Genomic DNA, 19,305 nt, shown 5'->3' on the forward strand with positions numbered 1-19,305 from the left:
GATCAAACCTCTCCCCGAACGGCCCGCATCCAATCAAAAAAACCCTGCACCTTGGGCAGGTCGCGATGGCGGTTTCGGCAGCTCAAATAATAACGCGGGCTGGAGGGCAGGCCGGCCCGGTCGATCTCGAACGGCACCACCAGTTTCCCGCTTTCGATGAAATGCGCCGCATTTTGGCGGTTACCCAAGGCAATCCCCTGGCCGAACATGGCGGCATTGAAAGCCTGGAATGAATAGCGAACGCTAATGGTAGGACAGGCGCGATACCAATCCGCCCCGCCCGCCAACGCCGCCCATGAGGTCAGCCGCTGTTCCGTCACGATCAATGTCTGACCCGCCAGATCCGAGAGACCCACCAGCCGGTTGCCGGACAGCAGGTCCGGACTGGCCAGCGGCACCAGCTCATCAGCAAACAGGATTTCCGAAAACCGGTCTTTGGGCGGGGCCAGCCGGTATTCCACCCCGCAATCCACCTGATCCTCGCAAGCATCCATGGTCAGATGATCATGAAACTGCAAATCCAGATCCGGCAGCGCCGCCCGGAGCCCCGACAGCCGGGGCATCATCCAAAGGGCGGTGAAGCTGGGCGGCAGGGCGATTTTCAAACTGTCTCGGCTGCGATCCTCAATCACATCGGCGGTCGCCTCCTCCAACCGGTCAAAAGCCTGTTCCACCTGGGCCAGGTAATTGCGCCCCGCCTCGGTCAGGACCAAACGCCGGTGCTGTCGCAAGAACAGCTTCACCCCCAAGCGTTCTTCCAGATGGGCGATTTGATGGGAAACGGCCGAGGCGGTCACGCAAAGCTGGTCCGCGGCGGCCCGCACAGTACCAAGCTGAGCGGTCGCCTCAAAGGCGGTCAGAGCGTTCAGGGGAGGCAGTCGACGCATTTTATGTATTTTTTCTCATTCGTTTGCACTGTTTATATCATTTTACTTGATTATTTCCATCCGGCAATCTGACGGCGGTTTTTTGGCGGCGTGGGCTTTTGCCTTACCCTGCCTCCTTTGGTTTAAAGGCTGCATCTATGAGTGAAGAGACTAAACCTCTCGACGACATCCTGGTCGTCTCCCTGGAACAGGCGGTCGCCGCCCCGGTCTGCACCGCCAGGCTGGCAGCGGCGGGCGCGCGTGTGATCAAGGTTGAGCGCAAGGGCGGTGATTTTGCCCGCTATTATGATTCCCATGTGAAAGGGGAATGCACCTATTTCGTCTGGGCCAACCGGGGCAAAGAATCCATCTGTTTGGATTTAAAGGAAGACGATGACCGGGCCGTGATGTTGGCCATGCTGGCCCGGGCCGATGTTTTTGTTGAGAACCTGGCCCAGGGGGCCGCAGAACGGCTGGGGCTGGGACCGGAAAGTCTGCAGGCAATCAACCCGCGCCTGATCACGGTTTCCATCTCCGGCTATGGCGACCACGGGGATTATGCGGAAATGCGCGCCTATGACATGCTGGTCCAGGCCGAGAGCGGCCTCTCATCCATCAGCGGCGGCGGGCGGATCGGCGTATCCATTGCCGATATCCTGACCGGCATCAATGCCAATGGCGCGATATTGGAAGCCTTGCATCAGCGGGCAAAAACCGAAAGGGGCAGTCATATTGCAGTCTCGCTGTTCGATTCCATGGCGGATCTGATGGCGATCCCCCTGCTGCAAACGGAATATTCCGGCCTGGCACCGCAATATGGCGGCATGCGCCATCCCTCCATCGTTCCCTATGGCAGCTATCCGACCCGATCCGGCCCGGATGTGGTGATCGCGATCCAGAATGAGCGGGAATGGCAGCGCCTTTGCGAAGAAATCCTGGAGCGGTCCGACCTGGTGACCGATCCCAGAAGCCGGGATAATAAATCCCGCACCACCAACCGGGAATTCATCGAAGGCGTCATTACCGAGTTCACCACCGGCATTGACTATGGCCCGCTCACCCAACGCCTGAAGGAGGCCAAAATCGCCTATGGCGCGGTCAACCCGGTGGAAGCCGTGCTTGACCATCCGGCCCTGCGACGGGCACAGGTCACCCTGCCCGGCAATAAAACAGCCGACCTGCCGGCACCGCCCGCGCACACCGACTGGCATGGCGAGGATCTGGGCACTGTGCCGCGCCTGGATCAACAGGGCAGTGCCATCCGAAAAGAATTTTCCTGAATGAACAGGCGAGGCAAAAATTTATGGAACAATCACAGCAAGATCACATCCGGATTGAACCTGCAAAAGGCCTGGCGGCGACACTGGATCTCGACCACCGTGACCTGAAACCTGGATCGGATCTGCCGCCCTGCTGGCATTGGCTTTATTTTTTGGACCAAACGCCCGCCCGTGCCTTGAGCGTCGATGGCCATGAAAAGCTGGGTGGCTTCATCCCGGAAACCGACCTGCCCCGGCGTATGTGGGCCGGCAGCCGGATGCGCTTTCACCAACCGCTCCGCTTCGGCGAACAGGCCGCCCGGAAAACCGTGGTCAAGGATGTCCGGCATAAGCAAGGACGCAGCGGTCGAATGGCCTTCATCACACTGGCCCATGAGATCACCGGCGACCAAGGTGGTCATATCACCGATGAGCATGACATTGTCTATCGCGAAGCCCCCCGACAGGGCGAACCGACCCCGGCCCCAATCGCCCTGCCGGATGGTGCCGAATGGTCAGAGGAAATCACACCGGATCCGGTGATGCTGTTCCGCTATTCCGCGCTCACCTTCAACGGGCACCGGATCCATTACGACCGGGATTTCTGCCGGGATGAGGAAGGTTATTCCGGTCTGGTCTTCCACGGGCCGCTGACGGCGACCTGCCTGCTGGAGGCATTGCACAAAGCCCACCCGGACCGGAACGTCGAGGCATTCACCTTCCGGGCGACCGCACCGCTTTTCGATAACGCCCCTTTTCAGGTTGCAGGCAAATTGGATGGGGATCAGGCGCAGTTATGGGCGATCACACCCGAAGGCGGACTGGCCATGGAAGCAACAGCAACGCTCCGATCAGGCTGAGACTTCCCCCTCGGCCGCCTTCAGGCTTTCCGCATGGCCCTGGGCGCGTCTTGTGGCAAAAACACCAAAAAGGATGATCGGCACCAGAAGCACGGCCCCGATCAGAAACGGCCAGTCGGCGCCCATCTCCCGGAAGGCAAAGCCGGCCCAGGCCGGACCGCCAACACGCGCCAGCGAGGCACCGCTTTGCGCGATCCCCATGACACCGCCCTGTCGGCCTTCCGGCGCACAACGGGATAAAAGCCCCTGCATGGCCGGGTTGAACAGGCCCATGGCCAGCGCAAACAGGCCCATGGGTATATAAATGCCATTAGGCCCGCTGATGAAAGGCACCGAAACAAAAGCTGCCAACAGGATCGCCACCGCCAGGATCGAAACCTTGCTCTCGCCCCTTTTGCGCACAATCCGGCCAATCCCGCCCTGAACCAGCACCATGATCACCCCGGAATAAACCAGGAAGACACCCACATCCTGCGGCCCGAGATTAAACTTCGCCATGGCCCAGATGGCAAAGACCCCTTCCACCGCGGTGAACATCAGGGAAATCAGGAAGTAAAAACCGACCATGCGCGCCAAGACCGGATCGCGCAGCAATTCCAGGCGTTTGCGCCCGCTGACCTGGCGATGGCGTTCCGGTTCCGGCACGAAGGCAATGGTGACAATCAGGGAGGCGGCGGCAAAGCCGGCAGCAATGAAATAGGGCAGCGAATAATCCACCCCGTCAAAACCGATCATCACCGCAATCAACGGCCCGACCAGGAAGCCGATGCCGAAGCTGGCCCCCAGCAGCCCCATGCCCTTAGCCCGGTTTTCCGGGCCCGTGATATCAGCGATATAGGCCTGGCTGGTCGCCATCCATCCGGCGGTGAAACCAGCCATGGCACGGCTCGCATAAAGCTCCCAAAGCGCATCCGCATTGGCCAGCCATAGATAGGACAGGATGGAAAAGAACATGGAAACCATCATGATCGGTTTCCGCCCGAACCGGTCCGACAGCGCGCCCCAAATCGGCGTGGAGATGAAGGCCGCCAGCGAGAAGGTGGAAAAGATCACCGGCGCCCAGAAATCATCCGCACCGTAATCCTTGGCATTAAACGGCAGGAAAGGAATGATCACGCCCAGGCCGATCATCGCAACACAGGTCGCTCCGGCCAGCGGCAGCAGACGTTTGACTTCACTCATATCACTTCCAGCCCGGTCTCAATCATTCGGCACAATCCGAACCGTATAAAGGCCCAGCATGGGAATGTCCAATGGTCATGGGGTCGCAGGGTGCCGATCACCCCTCAATTCTTCGTAACCACATCTTGTAGCCGGCACGACGGCAGTCAACGGAATGATATCAACGCCGCCCGAACAGCCGCTCGATATCGGCAAGCTTCAGCTCCACATAGGTAGGGCGGCCATGGTTGCATTGGCCGGAATGGGGCGTTTCCTCCATCTGGCGCAAAAGGGCATTCATCTCGTCCAGACGCAATCGGCGTCCGGAACGGACAGAGCCGTGGCAGGCCATGGTGCCGCAGACATCTTCCAGTTTTTCCTTCAGGCTGAAAGTGTCGCCCAGCTCCATCATTTCGTCGCCCAGATCCTTGACCAGAGCCTGGACATCCACCTCGCCCAGAAGCGCGGGTGTCTCGCGCACCGCCACGGCACCGGGGCCGAAGGCCTCAATCACCAGGCCCAGCTTTTCGAGATCCTCCCCCCGTTTGGTCAGCGCCTCAACGATATCCTCGTCCAGCTCGACCACTTCGGGGATCAACAATCCCTGGCGGGCCAGCCCTTCTTCGGCAATCGCCTGCTTCATGCGTTCATAGACCAGGCGTTCGTGGGCCGCATGCTGGTCAACGATGACAATGCCGTCCCTGGTCTGGGCCACCACATAGGTTTCATGCAGTTGCGCGCGCGCCGCCCCCAGCGGGAAGCCGTCACTTTCCTCGGGAACCGGCTGCGGCTGCCCCTCAACAAGGGCCTCAGCATAATTTTCCGGCGCATAATCCAGCTCCGCCCCGCTGCCACTGGCAGAGGCCGCTGGCGCGAAGGCCGGCGCTTCCATGGTCGGGCTTTGATAGGCGGCGGCTTGCTCCGCCAGTTCCGGGCTCGGATGGTTTGGCTGATAACTGTAATTTTGCGGGCGGTAAGCAGAACCGCCGCCATAGCTGGGGTTCCGGGTGAAACCGCCCAGCGGCAGGGTCGATGGTTTGACCGCGCCCAGTGCCGACTGGCTGACCGTGGTCGAGGCCCGATGCCCGGCTTCGGCCAGCGCATGTTTCAAGGCCCCGACGATGAGGCCGCGCACAGTCGCCGGATCGCGGAAACGGACCTCGGTCTTGGCGGGATGCACATTCACATCCACCGCGCGCGGTTCCACATCCAGAAATAAAGCCAGCATGGGATGGCGGTCCCTGGCCAGGAAATCCTGATAGGCAGCACGGACCGCCCCGGTCAGCTGCTTGTCCTTGACCGGGCGGCCATTCACAAACAGGAACTGCATCATGGCATTGCCGCGGTTCAAGGTCGGCAGGCCCGCATAGCCGGTCAGGCGCACCCCATCACGCTCCGCCTCAATCGCCAGCGCGTTTTCAGCAAATTCCCGGCCCATGATTTCACCCAGGCGCTTCAACCGCTGGTCCAACAGCTCACCCTGGGCGCCAATCACCCGGACCCGGTCACGATTGCCATCATTAAGCGTGAAGGAGATGCCCGGATGGGCCATGGAAAGGCGCTGGATCACATCCACGATGGCGCTGGTCTCCGCCCGGTCGGAGCGCATGAATTTTAGCCTGGCCGGGGTGGCATAGAACAGATCCTTCACTTCCACCGTGGTGCCGGGGGCTGCCGCTGCCGGTTCCGGCGGCGCGATTCTGCCACCTTCGATGAAAGTCATCCAGGCACTGTCAGCGCCGGGAACCCGGCTGGTGATGCGCATGCGGCTGACCGATCCGATAGAGGGCAGTGCTTCGCCCCGGAAGCCCAGGGTCGAGATGAAAAACAGATCATCGTCGGGCAGCTTGGAGGTCGCATGCCGCTCCACCGCGATGGTCAGATCCTCCGGCGACATGCCACAGCCATTATCCGTAATCCGGATCAGGGATTTACCACCGTCGCGCACAGAGATATCGATCCGGTCGGACCCGGCATCAATGGCATTTTCCACCAATTCTTTGACCGCGGATGCGGGGCGTTCGACCACTTCACCCGCCGCAATGCGGTTGATGACCTGATCGGGAAGCCTGCGGATCACACTCATGACCGACCTTTCATGCCAGGCGGCCTCAGCCCATCTCGCGCATATATTGCCGGATCAGGACTTTGCCCTGTTCCACCGCCGGCTGATCAAACGGATCCACATTCAAGAGATTCGCCGCCAAGATGGTTTCCAGCATGAAATGCATCATCAAGGCCCCCATGCTCACTTCGGAAATTTCATCCAGGGTGATCAGACGGACCGGACGTCCGTTCTTGGCCAGGGTTTCAGCGGTCGCGCGCCTTGAGGCATCCATCAGGTCCCCCATGGTCCGCCCAACCATGAAATCAAGCTTGGGATCGCTGGCCAGATCCACGTCGATCGGGTCAGAGCCTTTGGCCACCGGCCCGCCCAGAACGGTAAAGATCTTATCTTTCGGCCCATCGAGCCAGAGCTGCAGCTGACTGTGCTGATCAACCGGCCCCATCGCATAAACCGGGGTGGTGCCATGGCCCTCTTTGCCCAGGCTTTCCGCCCAAAGCTGGCGATACCAGCGGGCGAGCGAGCCCAAACGGTCCGAATAGGCCAGCATTACTGAGGCCGAAACATCGTTATGCCGATTCAAACCCACATTGACCGCAGCTCCCAGTGCCGGCGCGCTGTCTTCCGGATTGACCGCGGACAAGGTCCGGCGCAGCACGGCTTCCGCCCCTTCACGCACGCCTTCCGGATTAAGCCCCGCAATCATAGTGGGCAGCATGCCAACCAGGCTGAGCACGGAATACCGCCCGCCCACTTTTGGATCATGATCCAGAACCGGCAAGCCAAACCGCGCGCCCAAGCGGCGCAGCGGATTATCTGTCGGTTCCGTGATCAGGGTGAAATGTTTGGCCAATGCCGCCTCGCCCAAGGCCTCGCGGAAATGCGGCAGGATGGCGATGAACTGCATCATGGTTTCGGTGGTGCTGCCGGATTTCGAGATCACCACCACACCGGTATTCTTGCAATCCAGGCGATGGATCAGGGCATCAAAACTGAATGGATCCACATTGGTTACAATATGCAGGTTCGGCCCTTTTCGGTTGGCACCGCCTTTGGGACGCGCCATGTCATGCAGCGCTTTGGACCCAAGGCTGGACCCGCCGGTCCCTAGAATCAGGACATCGGTGAAATTTTCCCGGTAATGCTCGGCAACAGGCTCCAGAAGCTTAAGGTCCTGACGCCGCTCCGGCAGCTGCAACATGGGAAGACTGCCAGCCTCATAGGCTTCGGCAATCCCTTCCAAACCAAGCCGCAGACCTGCCAAAAGGCCCGCCAGCGCATTCTCGTCCAGCCCGCCATCGCCAATGGTCCCTTTAAGGCAGTTGTCGATCGACTGGTGATAATAAGTATCCTGATTTTTCATGGCGGCGATATTAACGACTTAGCCCCTGCCGAAGCAAGGTCTAGCGACGGTTGAAGCAATCATTTTAACCTCTTTGAAACGATAGGGGGGCTGGGCCGATAAAAACGGCCCGGTTTTGGGATCATTCTGCGGCAAGTCCCTTGGGTTTGCCAACCACAACAATGGCCAGTTGCTCAGGATCAAGAATGCGGGCAGCCAACCGGTTCACATTTTCAAGTGTGACCGCATGGATCAGATCATTTCGACGGGCAATATAGTCCATGCCCAATCCTTCACGCTGGACCCCCACCAGGATACCGGCAACGCGCAAGCTGCTGGTGAAACGAAGGGGATAAGCACCGGTCAGGTAAGTGATCGCATCGCGCAATTCCTGCTCCGTTACTCCTTTTTCAGCAATGCGCCGCCATTCGTGGCGCAAAATCTCGATCGTTTCGGAAACCCGGCTATTTTGCGTGGCCGCCGCACCGCCCCAAAGCCCGGCGCGGTCCATGGGGTAAAGATAACTGTAAACGGAATAAGCCAGTCCGCGATTTTCACGGATCTCATCCGTCAGGCGGGAAGAAAAACTGCCCCCGCCAAGAATATGGTTCAACACAGTCGCTGAATAGAAATCAGGATCATCCCGTTTCAATCCCGGTTGCATAAACACGATCGCGCTTTGCGGCACATCCATCTCAATCACATCCAGGCCACCGGCCGAATGTGGCGTCACGTCCTGCACCTCCGGTACCGGGCCTCTTTCCGGCAAACCGCCGAAGGCCGTTTCCAACAGATCCGACAATTCATCAGCGGTGATATCACCGACCACCCCGACCGTCAGACGGTCACGCGTCAACTCCTTGGAGACAAAGCCAGACAAATCCTCGGTCCGGATCGTGGATATACTCTGTTCCGTGCCGCCCACCGGACGGCTGTAGCGATGATCCGGAAAAAGATCCTGCATCAGGCGACGACCGGCAATCGTACGGGGGTTTTGCGCTTCTGCCCGCAGGCCCGTGATGATCTGGCTGCGGATCCTCTCGACTGGTTCCGCATCAAAGCGCGGTTCGTTAAGCGCCAGGCGCAACATCTCCACCGCCTCGCCCCGATAGCGGTTCAGACTATAAAAAGTGCCGCCAAAGCCTTCCCGGCCCGCCGAAAAACGCAGGGTGATGGACAGATCGTTCAGACGCCCCTGGAATGCCCGGCTGTCGAGCGAACCCGCCCCTTCATCAATCAGGCTTGATGCCATATCCGCCAGCCCTTCCAGCCCATCGGGATCGGAGATGGCACCGGCATCCCTGAATTGGAATTGCATGGCCGTGATCGGCAGGCTTTTATCCCGGACAAGCCAGGCCCTAATGCCGGAAGGGCTTACGACTTCTTCTATCTCCAGCCCAATCGCGGGTTCACTGATTGGTGCTTGGAATTTCGGTGTTGCCACGCAGGCCGAGAGGCCTGCGAAAGAGGCCATCACCAGGATCAATCGCTGTATCATTCCGCATCCTCCTCGGGCAGCAAACGCAGTTCCACCCCACCGGGACCCGCCAGAACCCGACGGGCGGCGAGGGTCACCTCATCCGCGGTGACCTTCGCAATCCGGTCAGGCCATTCCTCCACATCGGAAATATCCATACCAATGACCAGGGCCGCCCCCAGCACCCGCGCCGGCCGTGACGAAGAATCAAGCGCCAGGATGGATGAATCCTGCACCCGTCGAATAGCCCGCTCCACTTCATCTTGCGTGACACCTTCATCCAGCAGCTTTGCGATCTCTGCATCCACTGCGGTTCTTACATCCTCAAGACTATGGCCTTCCCGCGGAGCGCCGTAGACTGCAAAATGTGCCGGCCCCCGACTATCCGGATCAAACCAGGCTCCCGCGGAAGTCGCAATTCCCTGATCGATCACCAGCGCGCGATAGAGTCGACCAGTTGCGCCGCCACCAAGAATATCGGCCAGGACCTCCAGCGCGTAAATCTCCGAGGCGTCCTGGCTATTGCGACTTGGGGCGACCTTTCGGCGCGACCAGCTTGGCTGGGTTACACGCCCATCGCGCAGCATCACGGTATATTCCGCTTCGACCGGTGGCTCCTGCCATGCCACAGGCTCCGGTATTTTACGCGGTTCTAGATCACCGTAATATTTCTCCGCCATCGCAAAAACCGCCTCGGCCTTCACATCGCCGGAAACCACGACAATGGCATTATTGGGCGCATAATAACTTTGGTAAAATTGGGTCAGATCCTCAATGTTCAACGCGCGGATCTCATGCTCCCATCCAATGATCGGGATCCGATAAGGATGATTGGCAAAGAGGGCGGCACTGGCAGCTTCCTCCAGCCTTGCCCCGGGATTATTATCAACCCTGCTGCGGCGCTCTTCGAGAATGACTTCACGCTCCGGCTCAACATCTTCCGGAAGCAGTTGAAGATTGACCATCCGTTCCGCCTCCAACTCCATCATCAGCGGCAGTCGGCTGGCGGCCACAGTCTGAAAATAGCCGGTATAGTCCTGGGCGGTGAAGGCATTTTCCCGTCCGCCATTGCGCGCCACGATATCGGAGAATTCACCTGCCGCCAGATTCTTGGTCTTCTTGAACATCAGATGTTCCAGGAAATGGGCCAGGCCCGATTTACCCGGCGGTTCATCCATCGCCCCCACCTTATACCAGACCATATGGGTAACCACTGGCGCGCGATTGTTTTCCACCACGACAATCTGCAGGCCATTGTCCAGCACATGTGTTTTGGGATTAAACAGATCCGCCAGCGCAAGGCCGGGCGCCAACAAAACCATCATTGTGAAAAGCAGAAATCTCAACAGGCCAAACTCCGTTTCCGATGTTTTGGAGAGAAAAAAATGCCGGCGAAGCATCTCCGCCGACATTCTTCTCTTAATCCATATATGTGGCAATTATCCGGCAACAACCTGCTGTTGTTAGATTTTGCCAACAAAAACCCGTTAAAACGGCCATTCAAAGCCGTTAAAAATCGTGTCATCCCGCTCGCGCCGGATCATCGGGGTATCGCCTTCGGTTACCGGCTTACCCAACCCCGAATTTTCCTGAATGCGCTGGGATTCTGCACTGGCATCAATGATCGTGCCCGGCTCGCCCTTGTCTTTCCAGAACAGCAGATCGTTGACGAAAGTATCACTTTCAATCGCCAACCGGGTATTTTCGTCATCCACAATCCGACGAATGGCACCATCCGCCGCCAGAGCATCCGCCCGGGTCAGCAACGCCAACTCACCACCGCCGAACTCTTTACGGGCTTGCTCCTCGCGCCGCTTGATCTGTTTTTGGTCGATCAACAGGGCACGCGCCTCTTCCCGCACCGATGTCTCATTGGCGCGTTTGGCATTCGGGTCAGGCGGCCGGAGGCCAAAATCAGGCGGCAGCGACAGCGGCGCGCGGCTGACCACAGTGAATTCATCAGGCGCCTTTTTCTCAAGGCCAAGGATCGAGCCGGCATCACCGCCACAAGCGGACAATAGCCCTGCCGCGGCAAGGAGGCTCAAAATGATGCGTTTGCGCATAACTGCCATGTCACTTTCTATTCAATTCCGCGCGCAGTTTATCCGTTCTTATCCGGCCATGCAAACACCTGCTGCACCGGCAAACAGAATTCTCACCCGCAACAAAACACCCGAAAACGGGATAAATTTACATATTAAATTACTTTTGGTTGTTGCGTTGCCTCTATAGGGTGTATTCTTTTCTCAATTTCTACCAATGATCATAATGGGGAAGGATTGGATCATGGCCCAACAGGACAACAGCATCCGTTTTTATCTGAACATGAAGGAAGTCACCATCAAGGATCCCTCACCGGATCTGATGCTGATTGATTATCTCAGACAGCCGGATGTCAACCTGACGGGACCAAAGAAACCCTGCGGCCAGGGCGGGTGCGGTTCCTGCACCGTGATCCTGTCCCATTGGGATGAGGATCTCGCCAAACCCCGGCATGAGGCCATCAATGCCTGCCTGCGGCCGGTTTGCGCCCTCAACGGGCTCAGCATTACCACCATCGAAGGCACCGGGTCTGTAGGGGGCGTTATGAACCCGGTCGCCTATCGCCTGGCTGTGAATAACGGCACCCAATGCGGCTATTGCACCAATGGCTGGGTGATGAATATGACGGCTTTCCTGGCCAGTCATCCGGAAAGCGGCACAAAGAAGGAAATTGAAGGATTGTTCGACGGCAATCTCTGCCGCTGTACCGGCTACCGGGCCATTCTGACCGGGATGAAAAGCTTCGCCACCGATTGGAGCGAAGAAGATGAAAAAGCTGCAATGAAATGCAAGATTGATCAGGCGTTTGACCCGAAATCCGTTGGAAAGACCGTATCTATCCCTTTCCCCGAGGAGGCCAAGTCGCCGGTAGAACCGGCCCGGGTGGACAAAGGATCAAAACAATGGATCAGCGTAACCAGCATCGATGATCTGCAAGCCCTGTATCTTGAAAATCCCGGCGCCGTTATCCGCCTTGTCCATGGCAACACTTCTTTCGGGATCTACAAGCAGGAGATGCTCGCAGCCGATATCCTGGCCGACATCCGCCCATTGCAGGAACTGCACGGCATTGACCATGGCCCGGATGGTCTGTCCTTTGGCGCGGCCACGCTCTATTCCGATCTGATCCCCACGCTCACCGAATTGGCCGGGGAAAACGGTACCAGCATCCAGCCCGGCAACAGTATCTGGGCCGGACTATCCTATATGGCCAAACGGACCGCCGGACATCTGGTACGTAACGCCGCAACCATTGCCGGGAACAGCATGCTGGTCCTGAAACATATCCACGAAGGCGAGCCCTTTCCTTCCGATATGGCAACCGCCCTTTGTGGCGCCGGCGCCGACATAGAAATTCTCCAGCTTGAGACCGGAGAAAGGGAGCGCCTCCCCCTGTCCGATCTGATGATCAATTGCCGGGAAAATCCGGATCTGGCCGGGAAGATCCTCCTGATCCGGTATCATGTCCCCACCCCCGGCGACCGGGAATTGGGCATGGCGCATAAAGTGGCGCTCCGCGAAGTGAATTCACATTCCATCGTCAACGCCATGACCTCGTTTCCCCTGACGGAAGCCGGAACACCCGCCATAACCGATTGCCGATTGGTCCTGGGCGGTATTGCACCTTATGCCTGGCGGGCAAATCGCACCGAAGACTGGCTCAACGGCCAGCCCCTGAGCATGGATATCATTGGCGAGGCCTGCAGGATCCTCGACGGCGAAGTGCGAGAATGCCTGGATCATTGGGCCGACCGGATGCAGGGCCTGCCCGATGAGGGATTTTCCAACAGCTATCGAACCCGGCTCGCATGCAGTTATCTCTATAAATCCCTGGTAAATGCCCTGCTGATCACCGACCCGGACCAAGTGCCGGCCGATATCGCGTCCAGTGGGATTAATCTCTGGGGGCGCTGGCCGGTCAGCGATGGTCGACAGAGCTATCAAACCGACCTTTATCCGGCCCCCTTGTCGGAACCCTATATCAAGCTGATGGCGATGTACCAGGCACAGGGGGAAGTGAAATACACCCATGAAATGGCCCTGCCGCCAACGGCCCTGTTTGGCGCGCTGGTCCAGAGCGCCCGGGCGCTTTCCAGCTTTGAATACACCCTGCCAAACGGCACCCCCTGCCCAAACCTGCACGATTTGGAACAGGAGCTCGCCCGCCGGTTTGAAGGGTTCAACGCGCTGATCACGGCAACCGATATTCCGCCAGGCGGCGCCAATATGCAGGGTTCCGGTGCGGATGAAGCCCTGTTTGCAACGGAGCACGTAACCTTTGAAGGCCAGCCGCTTGCTATGGTTCTGGCCACAGAGGAAATCCAGGCACAGGCGATTGCCGCCTTTATCGAGGAATGCTGCCTACGCTACGAGGAAGAGCAGCTTCCCATCCTGACAATTGAGGAGGCCATCAGCCGTGAATCCATCTTCCCGGATTGCCCGCAATCCGCCCCCTTCCTGGCTCATATCTGGAAAGTAACCCGACCCAACAGTGATTTTTCCTGGGTCCGGGAGAAATCCCCGCTGGATAAGGAGATCGAAGTCCGGGAGGCCTCGCTGGACGGTGCCGACTGCCTCGTGGTTGAAGGCACACAGAAAACCGGGGCACAGTTGCACTTTTATATGGAAACCCAGAGCGCAATCGCCCGCCCGCGTGATGACGGCACCATCGAAATCACCTCCTCAACACAAAGCCCAACCACGGTCCATGACACCGTCTGCAGCGCCATCGATTACAGCCGGAATATGGTCGGCATCAAGGTTCGCCAGCTGGGCGGCGGCTATGGCGGCAAAACCGATCAATCCCGTTTTGTCCCGGCCCAGGCAGCTGTCGGCGCATTGAAAACCGGGCGGCCGGTCAAACTGGCACTCAGCCGGGAAAGCGACAGCGCCTTTATCGGGCGACGCCATCCCTATTACGGGCAATATCAATTCGCCCTGGATACCGGGCATAAGGATCCCGCCGACAAAGGGCTGATCCGGGGAACCCATGCCAAGCTCTGGGGGGACGGCGGGGCCATGTATGACTGCTCCTTCGTGGTATCGGACTGCATCCAGCTGCGTGTCGACAACGCCTATTATGTGCCCAATTACGAAACCCAGATTGATGTCTGCCGCACCAACAAGGCGCCCAATACAGCCTATCGCGCTTTTGGCGATATCCAGGGCACGTTGATTTTGGAAAACGCCATTGAGGATGCGGCGGTCGCCCTGGAGATGGAGCCGGAGGACATTCGCGAGAAAAACCTCTACCAGATCGGCCAGACCACGCCCGGTGGCCAGGGCTTGCTCTATTGTTACCAGCGCGAGGTCTGGGACTATGCCAAACAGAAATCCGATTTTGCCGAACGCAAGGCGATCGTGGATGATTTCAATGCGGAAAATAAATGGCGCAAGCGCGGTATCTGCCTGATGCCATTGAAATACGGTTCCGGCTATAACCTGGTGATGCTGGAACAGACCAGCGCCATGGTGAATGTCTTTTCCGGCGACGGCACGGTCCTGATCCGTCAGGGCGGGGTGGATATGGGCCAGGGCATGATGACCAAGGTTGTCCAGATTGCGGCTTATGAGCTGAATGTGCCGCTTGAGATCATCCGGATCGACAGTTCCGATACCGATGTCATCCCCAATCCGCAAAGCACCGGGGCCTCCACCGGCACACAATATAATGGTGAGGCCGTGCGCCAGGCCTGCCGCGTTTTGCAGGCGAGGCTGCAGGCCTTTGGTTATCAGATGCTCAAAGAAAACGGCCCGGACTGGTGCAAAGAAAAACAGATCAATTTCTGGGACTATGGCATTGAGGGCTGGAAGACCCCTGTGGGCGACGGCAACCGACCGGTGACCATCTGGCAGAAACTGGTCTCCCTTGCCTATCAGATGCGGGTCAATCTGCAGGCTCAGGTGAATGCGCAGATGCCGGGCGGTATCGGCCCGGTTCCCAATATTGCCTTCAAGCCGAAACAGGACCAGCCAACCGGCACAGGGATTACCATTGATCCGAACGGGGCTTTTTCGGAAACGGTCAATCAATATGTCGGCTTCACCTATAATGCCGCCTGTTCGGAGGTTGAGGTGGATATCCTGACCGGGGAGACCAAGATATTACGCTCGGACATCTATTATGACATGGGCAAAAGCCTCAATCCCGCCATTGATGTCGGCCAGATTGAAGGGGCCTTTGTCCAGGGCATCGGCTATGTGCTGACCGAAGATCTGGTCTTCCAGCCGGAGGGCGAGAATGCGGGTAGGCTGAATACGGTCAATACCTGGCGTTACAAACCGCCCGCCATCACCACCATCCCGCTGGAGATGAATGTGCATCTTTTCCCGCGCGAACTGGCGGCCCATGTGCCGGAAAACCCCAACACGCTGTTTTCGTCAAAAGAAGTGGGCGAACCGCCACTGGTGCTGGCCAACACGGTTTTCTTTGCGCTGAAAAGGGCGATCCGGACCTCCAGGATCGATCGTGGTCTCTCGCCCTATTTCGACCTGGATGCGCCGGCAACCGTCCAAGCGGTTCAGACCGCCTGCGAAGTGGATCATCATTAACAAAAAAAGCCGGAGGTTATGCCTCCGGCTTTTTATCACCTTTTTGGAACAGGCCTTCCAGCAGCCATAATCCCACCCCGATGAATATCAGGCTGTCGGATATGTTGAAGGAGGGCCAATGGCCGTTCAGGAAACCGATATTGAAAATCCAGCCATGGAAATCCAGGAAATCAAAGACCGCGCCAAAGCGCACCCGGTCCAGAACATTGCCGATCGCGCCGCCGATGATCAGGCCGATGGTGATGGCCATATAGGCCCGGTTTTCCCGGGTCAGCATGAAGAGCAGAACCGCAACAATCCCCAACGCCATGGCACACAGGAACAGAATGCCCCAAGGGCTGCCATTGGCAAACAGGCCAAAGCTCACCCCCCGGTTCCAGACCGCCACCAGATTGAAGAAGGATGTCACTTCGCGCCCGAAGGCGGCCGGATAGCTGTCTGCCGGAGTCCAGAAATCGTATCCGAACAGGATCTCCATCACCGCCCATTTGGACGCCTGGTCCAGGATCAGGGCAACAAATGCCACCCCAATCCCGATCCAGAAGACCCGCCCGAAACGGCCTTGTTGCCCCTCAGCCTTCGTGTCACTCATTCAGCGGTCGCCTGGCTTTCGGAAACCGCATCGGCACAGCGCACGCAAACACCCGGATAGTCGGCCTTCGCGCCCACATCCGGCAGAACCTTCCAGCAGCGTTCGCATTTTTCACCGCTCGATGCCATCGGCTCAACTGCGACACCCGGCACATCTGGCAGGGTGAACGCCCCGTCAACAGGGCTATCGGTGCTCAAGGTGATGGCCGAGGTGATGGAGACTTCCGCCATGTCGACATCTTCGAGCAGGGCCTGGATTTCTTCCGGCACATAGACCTTCGGTGCTGCCTGCAGGGAAGAACCGATGCGTTTTTCCGCACGTTCAACCTCCAGAGCGCCCGTGACCACACGACGCACATTGCGGATCGAGGCCCATTTCTTCGCCAGACTGTCATTCAACCAGGCCGGATCAATCTCCGGGAACTCGCGCAGATGCACGCTGTTATCCAACGCATCACCGGTACGGGTCAGCCAGGCTTCCTCCGCGGTGAAACACAGGATCGGCGCCAGCCACGCGGTCAAGCAGTTGAACAGCTCATCCAGGACGGTCAGCGCCGACAGGCGCTTGATGTCGCTGGGCGCGTCGCAATAAAGCGCGTCTTTACGGATATCGAAATAGAAGGCCGACAGGTCCAACGCGCAGAAATCATGCAGCTCGCGGAACAGGCGATGGAAATCATAGGCGTCGCAAGCCTCGCGCACCACTTTGTCCAGCTGTGCCAGACGATGCAGCACCCAGCGGTCCAGTTCCGGCATATCGAAAATCGCCACCCGCTTGGATGCGTCATAAGAGGCTAGATTGCCCAGCAGCCAGCGCAGGGTGTTGCGCAGACGGCGATAGCTGTCCACCTGTTTCTTGATGATTTCCGGCCCGATGCGCAGATCTTCCGAATAGTTGGATGCCACCACCCAGATGCGCAGCGCTTCGGCGCCGAACTGATCGTTGACTTCCTGCGGCACCACCACATTGCCCAAGGATTTCGACATTTTGCGGCCGTCTTCCGCCATCACGAACCCATGGGTCAAAACACCTTTATAAGGGGCACGACCACGGGTACCGCAGCTTTCCAGCAGCGAAGAATGGAACCAGCCGCGATGCTGGTCAGAGCCTTCCAGATAAAGATCCGCCGGCCAGGTCAGGTCCTCGCGACCTTCCAGCACAAATGTGTGGGTGGAACCGGAATCAAACCAGACATCGACCACGTCTTTGACCTGTTCGAAATCCTCGGCCTTATAGTCCTTGCCAAGGAATTCCTGCGGGTTACGGGTGAACCAGGCGTCCGCGCCCTCCTGTTCGAAAGCGGCGGCAACGCGGTCGACCACATTCTGGTCGCGCAGCGGCTCACCGGTTTCCTTATTGACGAAAACCGGGATCGGCACGCCCCAGGCGCGCTGGCGTGAGATACACCAATCCGGGCGGTTTTCGATCATGGAATAGAGGCGGTTGCGTCCCGCAGCCGGATAGAATTTGGTCTCATCGATCGCATTCAAGGCCACCTTGCGCAGATCATTGGTCTCCATGGATATGAACCACTGCGCTGTGTTGCGGAAGATGAGCGGGGCTTTCGAGCGCCAGCTATGCGGATAGGAGTGGCGCAGCGAGCCTTTGGCCAGCAACGCACCCGCCTCGATCAGCGCCTTGATGGAGATACCGTTGGCATTGCCATCCTTGCCTTCGGGCGTCAGCACGCAGGCCTCTTCAAACATCGGCACACCCGGGTAGAAGGTGCCATCCTCGGCCACTGTGCGCGGCATCTCGAGGCCATATTTCTGGCCGGTCACATAGTCATCCGCCCCATGGCCCGGCGCAGTGTGGACAAAGCCCGTGCCCGCGTCATCGGTCACATAATCCGCATGCAACAGCGGCACATCATGATCATAGCCCTGGCCACGCCAGGGATGGGCCAGGATCGAACCCATGATTTTGGAACCGGGGAAGCTGGCCACAACGGTATGACCGGAAACCTTGGCCGCTTCCAGAACCTCACCAATGAGCGCCTCGGCAATCACCAGCTTTTCACCCACCTTGGCAAGCGATCCTTCCGCCAGCTCGGTCACTTCCACCAGGGCATAGTTGAAATCGTCATGACCGCAGACCGCCCGGTTGCCCGGCATAGTCCAGGGCGTGGTGGTCCAGATCACAACAGATGCGCCCTCAATCACCGGGTCTTTGGCAGTCACAACTGGGAAGCGGACCCAGATGGTCGGGGATTTCTTTTCCTGATATTCCACCTCGGCCTCGGCCAGGGCGGTTTTTTCCACCACAGACCAGAGAACCGGTTTCGCGCCCTTGAACAGGCCACCATTCATCAGGAATTTGCCAATCTCGCGCGCGATTTGGGCTTCCGCGCCATAATTCATGGTCAGATAAGGGTTTTCCCAGTCGCCCAGGACGCCCAAACGCTTGAATTCCTCGCGCTGGATATCGATCCATTTGTCGGCAAACTCGCGGCATTCCTTGCGGAATTCATCAATCGGCACCTCGTCCTTATCTTTGCCGGCGGCGCGATATTGTTCCTCAATCTTCCATTCGATCGGCAGACCGTGGCAATCCCAGCCCGGCACATAAGCCGCATCCTTACCCATCATGGTCTGGGACCGGTTGATGATATCCTTGAGGATTTTATTGAGCGCATGGCCGATATGCAGATGCCCGTTGGCATAGGGCGGGCCATCATGCAGCATGAAAGTGGGCTTGCCTTTGGCTTGCGCGCGCATGCGGCCATAGAGGTCCTGTTCATCCCAGCGCGCCAGCAGCTCCGGCTCTTTCTTCGGCAAACCGGCCTTCATCGGGAAGTCGGTCTTGGGCAGCGCGATGGTGTCTTTATAATCGATGGTCATGCCATTAGTCCTTGGGCAGGAAAAATCTTACAAATTGTCTGGTTTGGATCTGACGCGGCGACTGTGTCTGCCGCTGGGGCTTTGATCACATGCAAGCCCATATCCCGACGCCCACCGCGCAATTAAACGCGTGAGGCCGGGCCGATAATTCGACCGATGAAGGGAATTATGATCAGCATCTTTTGCATAACAGCGCGAATTTATGCGGGCAGACGCTCAAAAGCAAGGGCTTCTCGCAGGCGCAAAAGC

General features: G+C 58.3%; 12 protein-coding genes. 3 read left to right on the forward strand and 9 right to left on the reverse strand.

Features of this window, described 5'->3' with window-relative positions; genetic code table 11:
• Positions 1-2: 2 nt before the first annotated feature.
• On the reverse strand, positions 3-887 hold the full coding sequence (locus tag DFP90_RS15705; protein ID WP_115937471.1) for a LysR substrate-binding domain-containing protein: 885 nt from the start codon (positions 885-887) through the stop codon (positions 3-5).
• Between the two features lie 137 nt (positions 888-1,024).
• Here DFP90_RS15705 and DFP90_RS15710 point away from each other — a divergent pair, with 137 nt between their 5' ends.
• Together DFP90_RS15710 and DFP90_RS15715 are read left to right on the forward strand one after the other, a co-directional pair.
• Positions 1,025-2,146, forward strand: coding sequence for a CaiB/BaiF CoA transferase family protein (locus DFP90_RS15710; RefSeq protein ID WP_115937472.1), 1,122 nt, complete (start codon positions 1,025-1,027; stop codon positions 2,144-2,146).
• Positions 2,147-2,169: 23 nt separating this feature from the next.
• The gene (locus tag DFP90_RS15715) at positions 2,170-2,985 is read left to right on the forward strand and encodes an HTD2 family dehydratase (RefSeq protein ID WP_115937473.1); all 816 of its coding nucleotides are present in this window, start codon (positions 2,170-2,172) and stop codon (positions 2,983-2,985) included.
• Here the strand turns inward: DFP90_RS15715 and DFP90_RS15720 are convergent.
• The 6 genes from DFP90_RS15720 to DFP90_RS15745 all read right to left on the reverse strand — a co-directional run bounded on the left by DFP90_RS15720 (position 2,977) and on the right by DFP90_RS15745 (position 11,102).
• A complete protein-coding gene (locus DFP90_RS15720; RefSeq protein WP_115937474.1) occupies positions 2,977-4,167 on the reverse strand; it encodes an MFS transporter in 1,191 nt (396 codons plus the stop codon). The two genes, DFP90_RS15715 and DFP90_RS15720, sit on opposite strands and share 9 nt — an antisense overlap.
• Before the next feature lie 160 nt (positions 4,168-4,327).
• The gene (gene mutL / locus DFP90_RS15725) at positions 4,328-6,232 is read right to left on the reverse strand and encodes a DNA mismatch repair endonuclease MutL (protein ID WP_115937475.1); all 1,905 of its coding nucleotides are present in this window, start codon (positions 6,230-6,232) and stop codon (positions 4,328-4,330) included.
• Between the two features lie 25 nt (positions 6,233-6,257).
• Positions 6,258-7,574: a glucose-6-phosphate isomerase gene (locus DFP90_RS15730; RefSeq protein ID WP_115937476.1), complete on the reverse strand. Its 1,317-nt coding sequence runs from the start codon at positions 7,572-7,574 to the stop codon at positions 6,258-6,260.
• Between the two features lie 121 nt (positions 7,575-7,695).
• The gene (locus DFP90_RS15735; RefSeq protein WP_245957090.1) at positions 7,696-9,051 is read right to left on the reverse strand and encodes a M16 family metallopeptidase; all 1,356 of its coding nucleotides are present in this window, start codon (positions 9,049-9,051) and stop codon (positions 7,696-7,698) included.
• Positions 9,048-10,376 (reverse strand): M16 family metallopeptidase, encoded by a 1,329-nt coding sequence (locus tag DFP90_RS15740; RefSeq protein ID WP_245957091.1) that lies wholly within the window; start codon positions 10,374-10,376, stop codon positions 9,048-9,050. The genes DFP90_RS15735 and DFP90_RS15740 overlap by 4 nt, the downstream gene beginning before the upstream one ends.
• Before the next feature lie 141 nt (positions 10,377-10,517).
• Positions 10,518-11,102: a DUF3035 domain-containing protein gene (locus tag DFP90_RS15745; RefSeq protein ID WP_245957092.1), complete on the reverse strand. Its 585-nt coding sequence runs from the start codon at positions 11,100-11,102 to the stop codon at positions 10,518-10,520.
• Between the two features lie 214 nt (positions 11,103-11,316).
• Between DFP90_RS15745 and DFP90_RS15750 the strand changes: the two genes are divergently transcribed.
• A complete protein-coding gene (locus DFP90_RS15750; RefSeq protein ID WP_115937611.1) occupies positions 11,317-15,624 on the forward strand; it encodes a molybdopterin cofactor-binding domain-containing protein in 4,308 nt (1,435 codons plus the stop codon).
• A 16-nt stretch (positions 15,625-15,640) separates the two neighbouring features.
• Here DFP90_RS15750 and lspA read toward each other — a convergent pair whose 3' ends face one another.
• Together lspA and ileS are read right to left on the reverse strand one after the other, a co-directional pair.
• Positions 15,641-16,216 carry a signal peptidase II gene (lspA, locus tag DFP90_RS15755; RefSeq protein ID WP_115937478.1) on the reverse strand — a complete coding sequence of 192 codons (576 nt, stop codon included), beginning with the start codon at positions 16,214-16,216 and terminating at the stop codon, positions 15,641-15,643.
• Positions 16,213-19,056, reverse strand: a complete 2,844-nt coding sequence (gene ileS, locus DFP90_RS15760; RefSeq protein WP_115937479.1) for an isoleucine--tRNA ligase — start codon at positions 19,054-19,056, stop codon at positions 16,213-16,215. Before ileS ends, lspA begins: the two co-directional genes overlap by 4 nt.
• Between the last annotated feature and the right edge of the window lie 249 nt (positions 19,057-19,305).

The sequence above is a fragment of the Aestuariispira insulae genome (assembly GCF_003385955.1).
GTDB classification, from domain to species: domain Bacteria; phylum Pseudomonadota; class Alphaproteobacteria; order UBA8366; family Aestuariispiraceae; genus Aestuariispira; species Aestuariispira insulae.

Coding starts and splice junctions, on each gene's coding strand:
- DFP90_RS15705 (WP_115937471.1), bottom strand. CDS start 887: ATGCGTCGACTGCCTCCCCTGAACGCTCTGACCGCCTTTGAGGCGACC.
- DFP90_RS15710 (WP_115937472.1), top strand. CDS start 1,025: ATGAGTGAAGAGACTAAACCTCTCGACGACATCCTGGTCGTCTCCCTG.
- DFP90_RS15715 (WP_115937473.1), top strand. CDS start 2,170: ATGGAACAATCACAGCAAGATCACATCCGGATTGAACCTGCAAAAGGC.
- DFP90_RS15720 (WP_115937474.1), bottom strand. CDS start 4,167: ATGAGTGAAGTCAAACGTCTGCTGCCGCTGGCCGGAGCGACCTGTGTT.
- mutL (WP_115937475.1), bottom strand. CDS start 6,232: ATGAGTGTGATCCGCAGGCTTCCCGATCAGGTCATCAACCGCATTGCG.
- DFP90_RS15730 (WP_115937476.1), bottom strand. CDS start 7,574: ATGAAAAATCAGGATACTTATTATCACCAGTCGATCGACAACTGCCTT.
- DFP90_RS15735 (WP_245957090.1), bottom strand. CDS start 9,051: ATGATACAGCGATTGATCCTGGTGATGGCCTCTTTCGCAGGCCTCTCG.
- DFP90_RS15745 (WP_245957092.1), bottom strand. CDS start 11,102: ATGGCAGTTATGCGCAAACGCATCATTTTGAGCCTCCTTGCCGCGGCA.
- DFP90_RS15750 (WP_115937611.1), top strand. CDS start 11,317: ATGGCCCAACAGGACAACAGCATCCGTTTTTATCTGAACATGAAGGAA.
- lspA (WP_115937478.1), bottom strand. CDS start 16,216: ATGAGTGACACGAAGGCTGAGGGGCAACAAGGCCGTTTCGGGCGGGTC.
- ileS (WP_115937479.1), bottom strand. CDS start 19,056: ATGACCATCGATTATAAAGACACCATCGCGCTGCCCAAGACCGACTTC.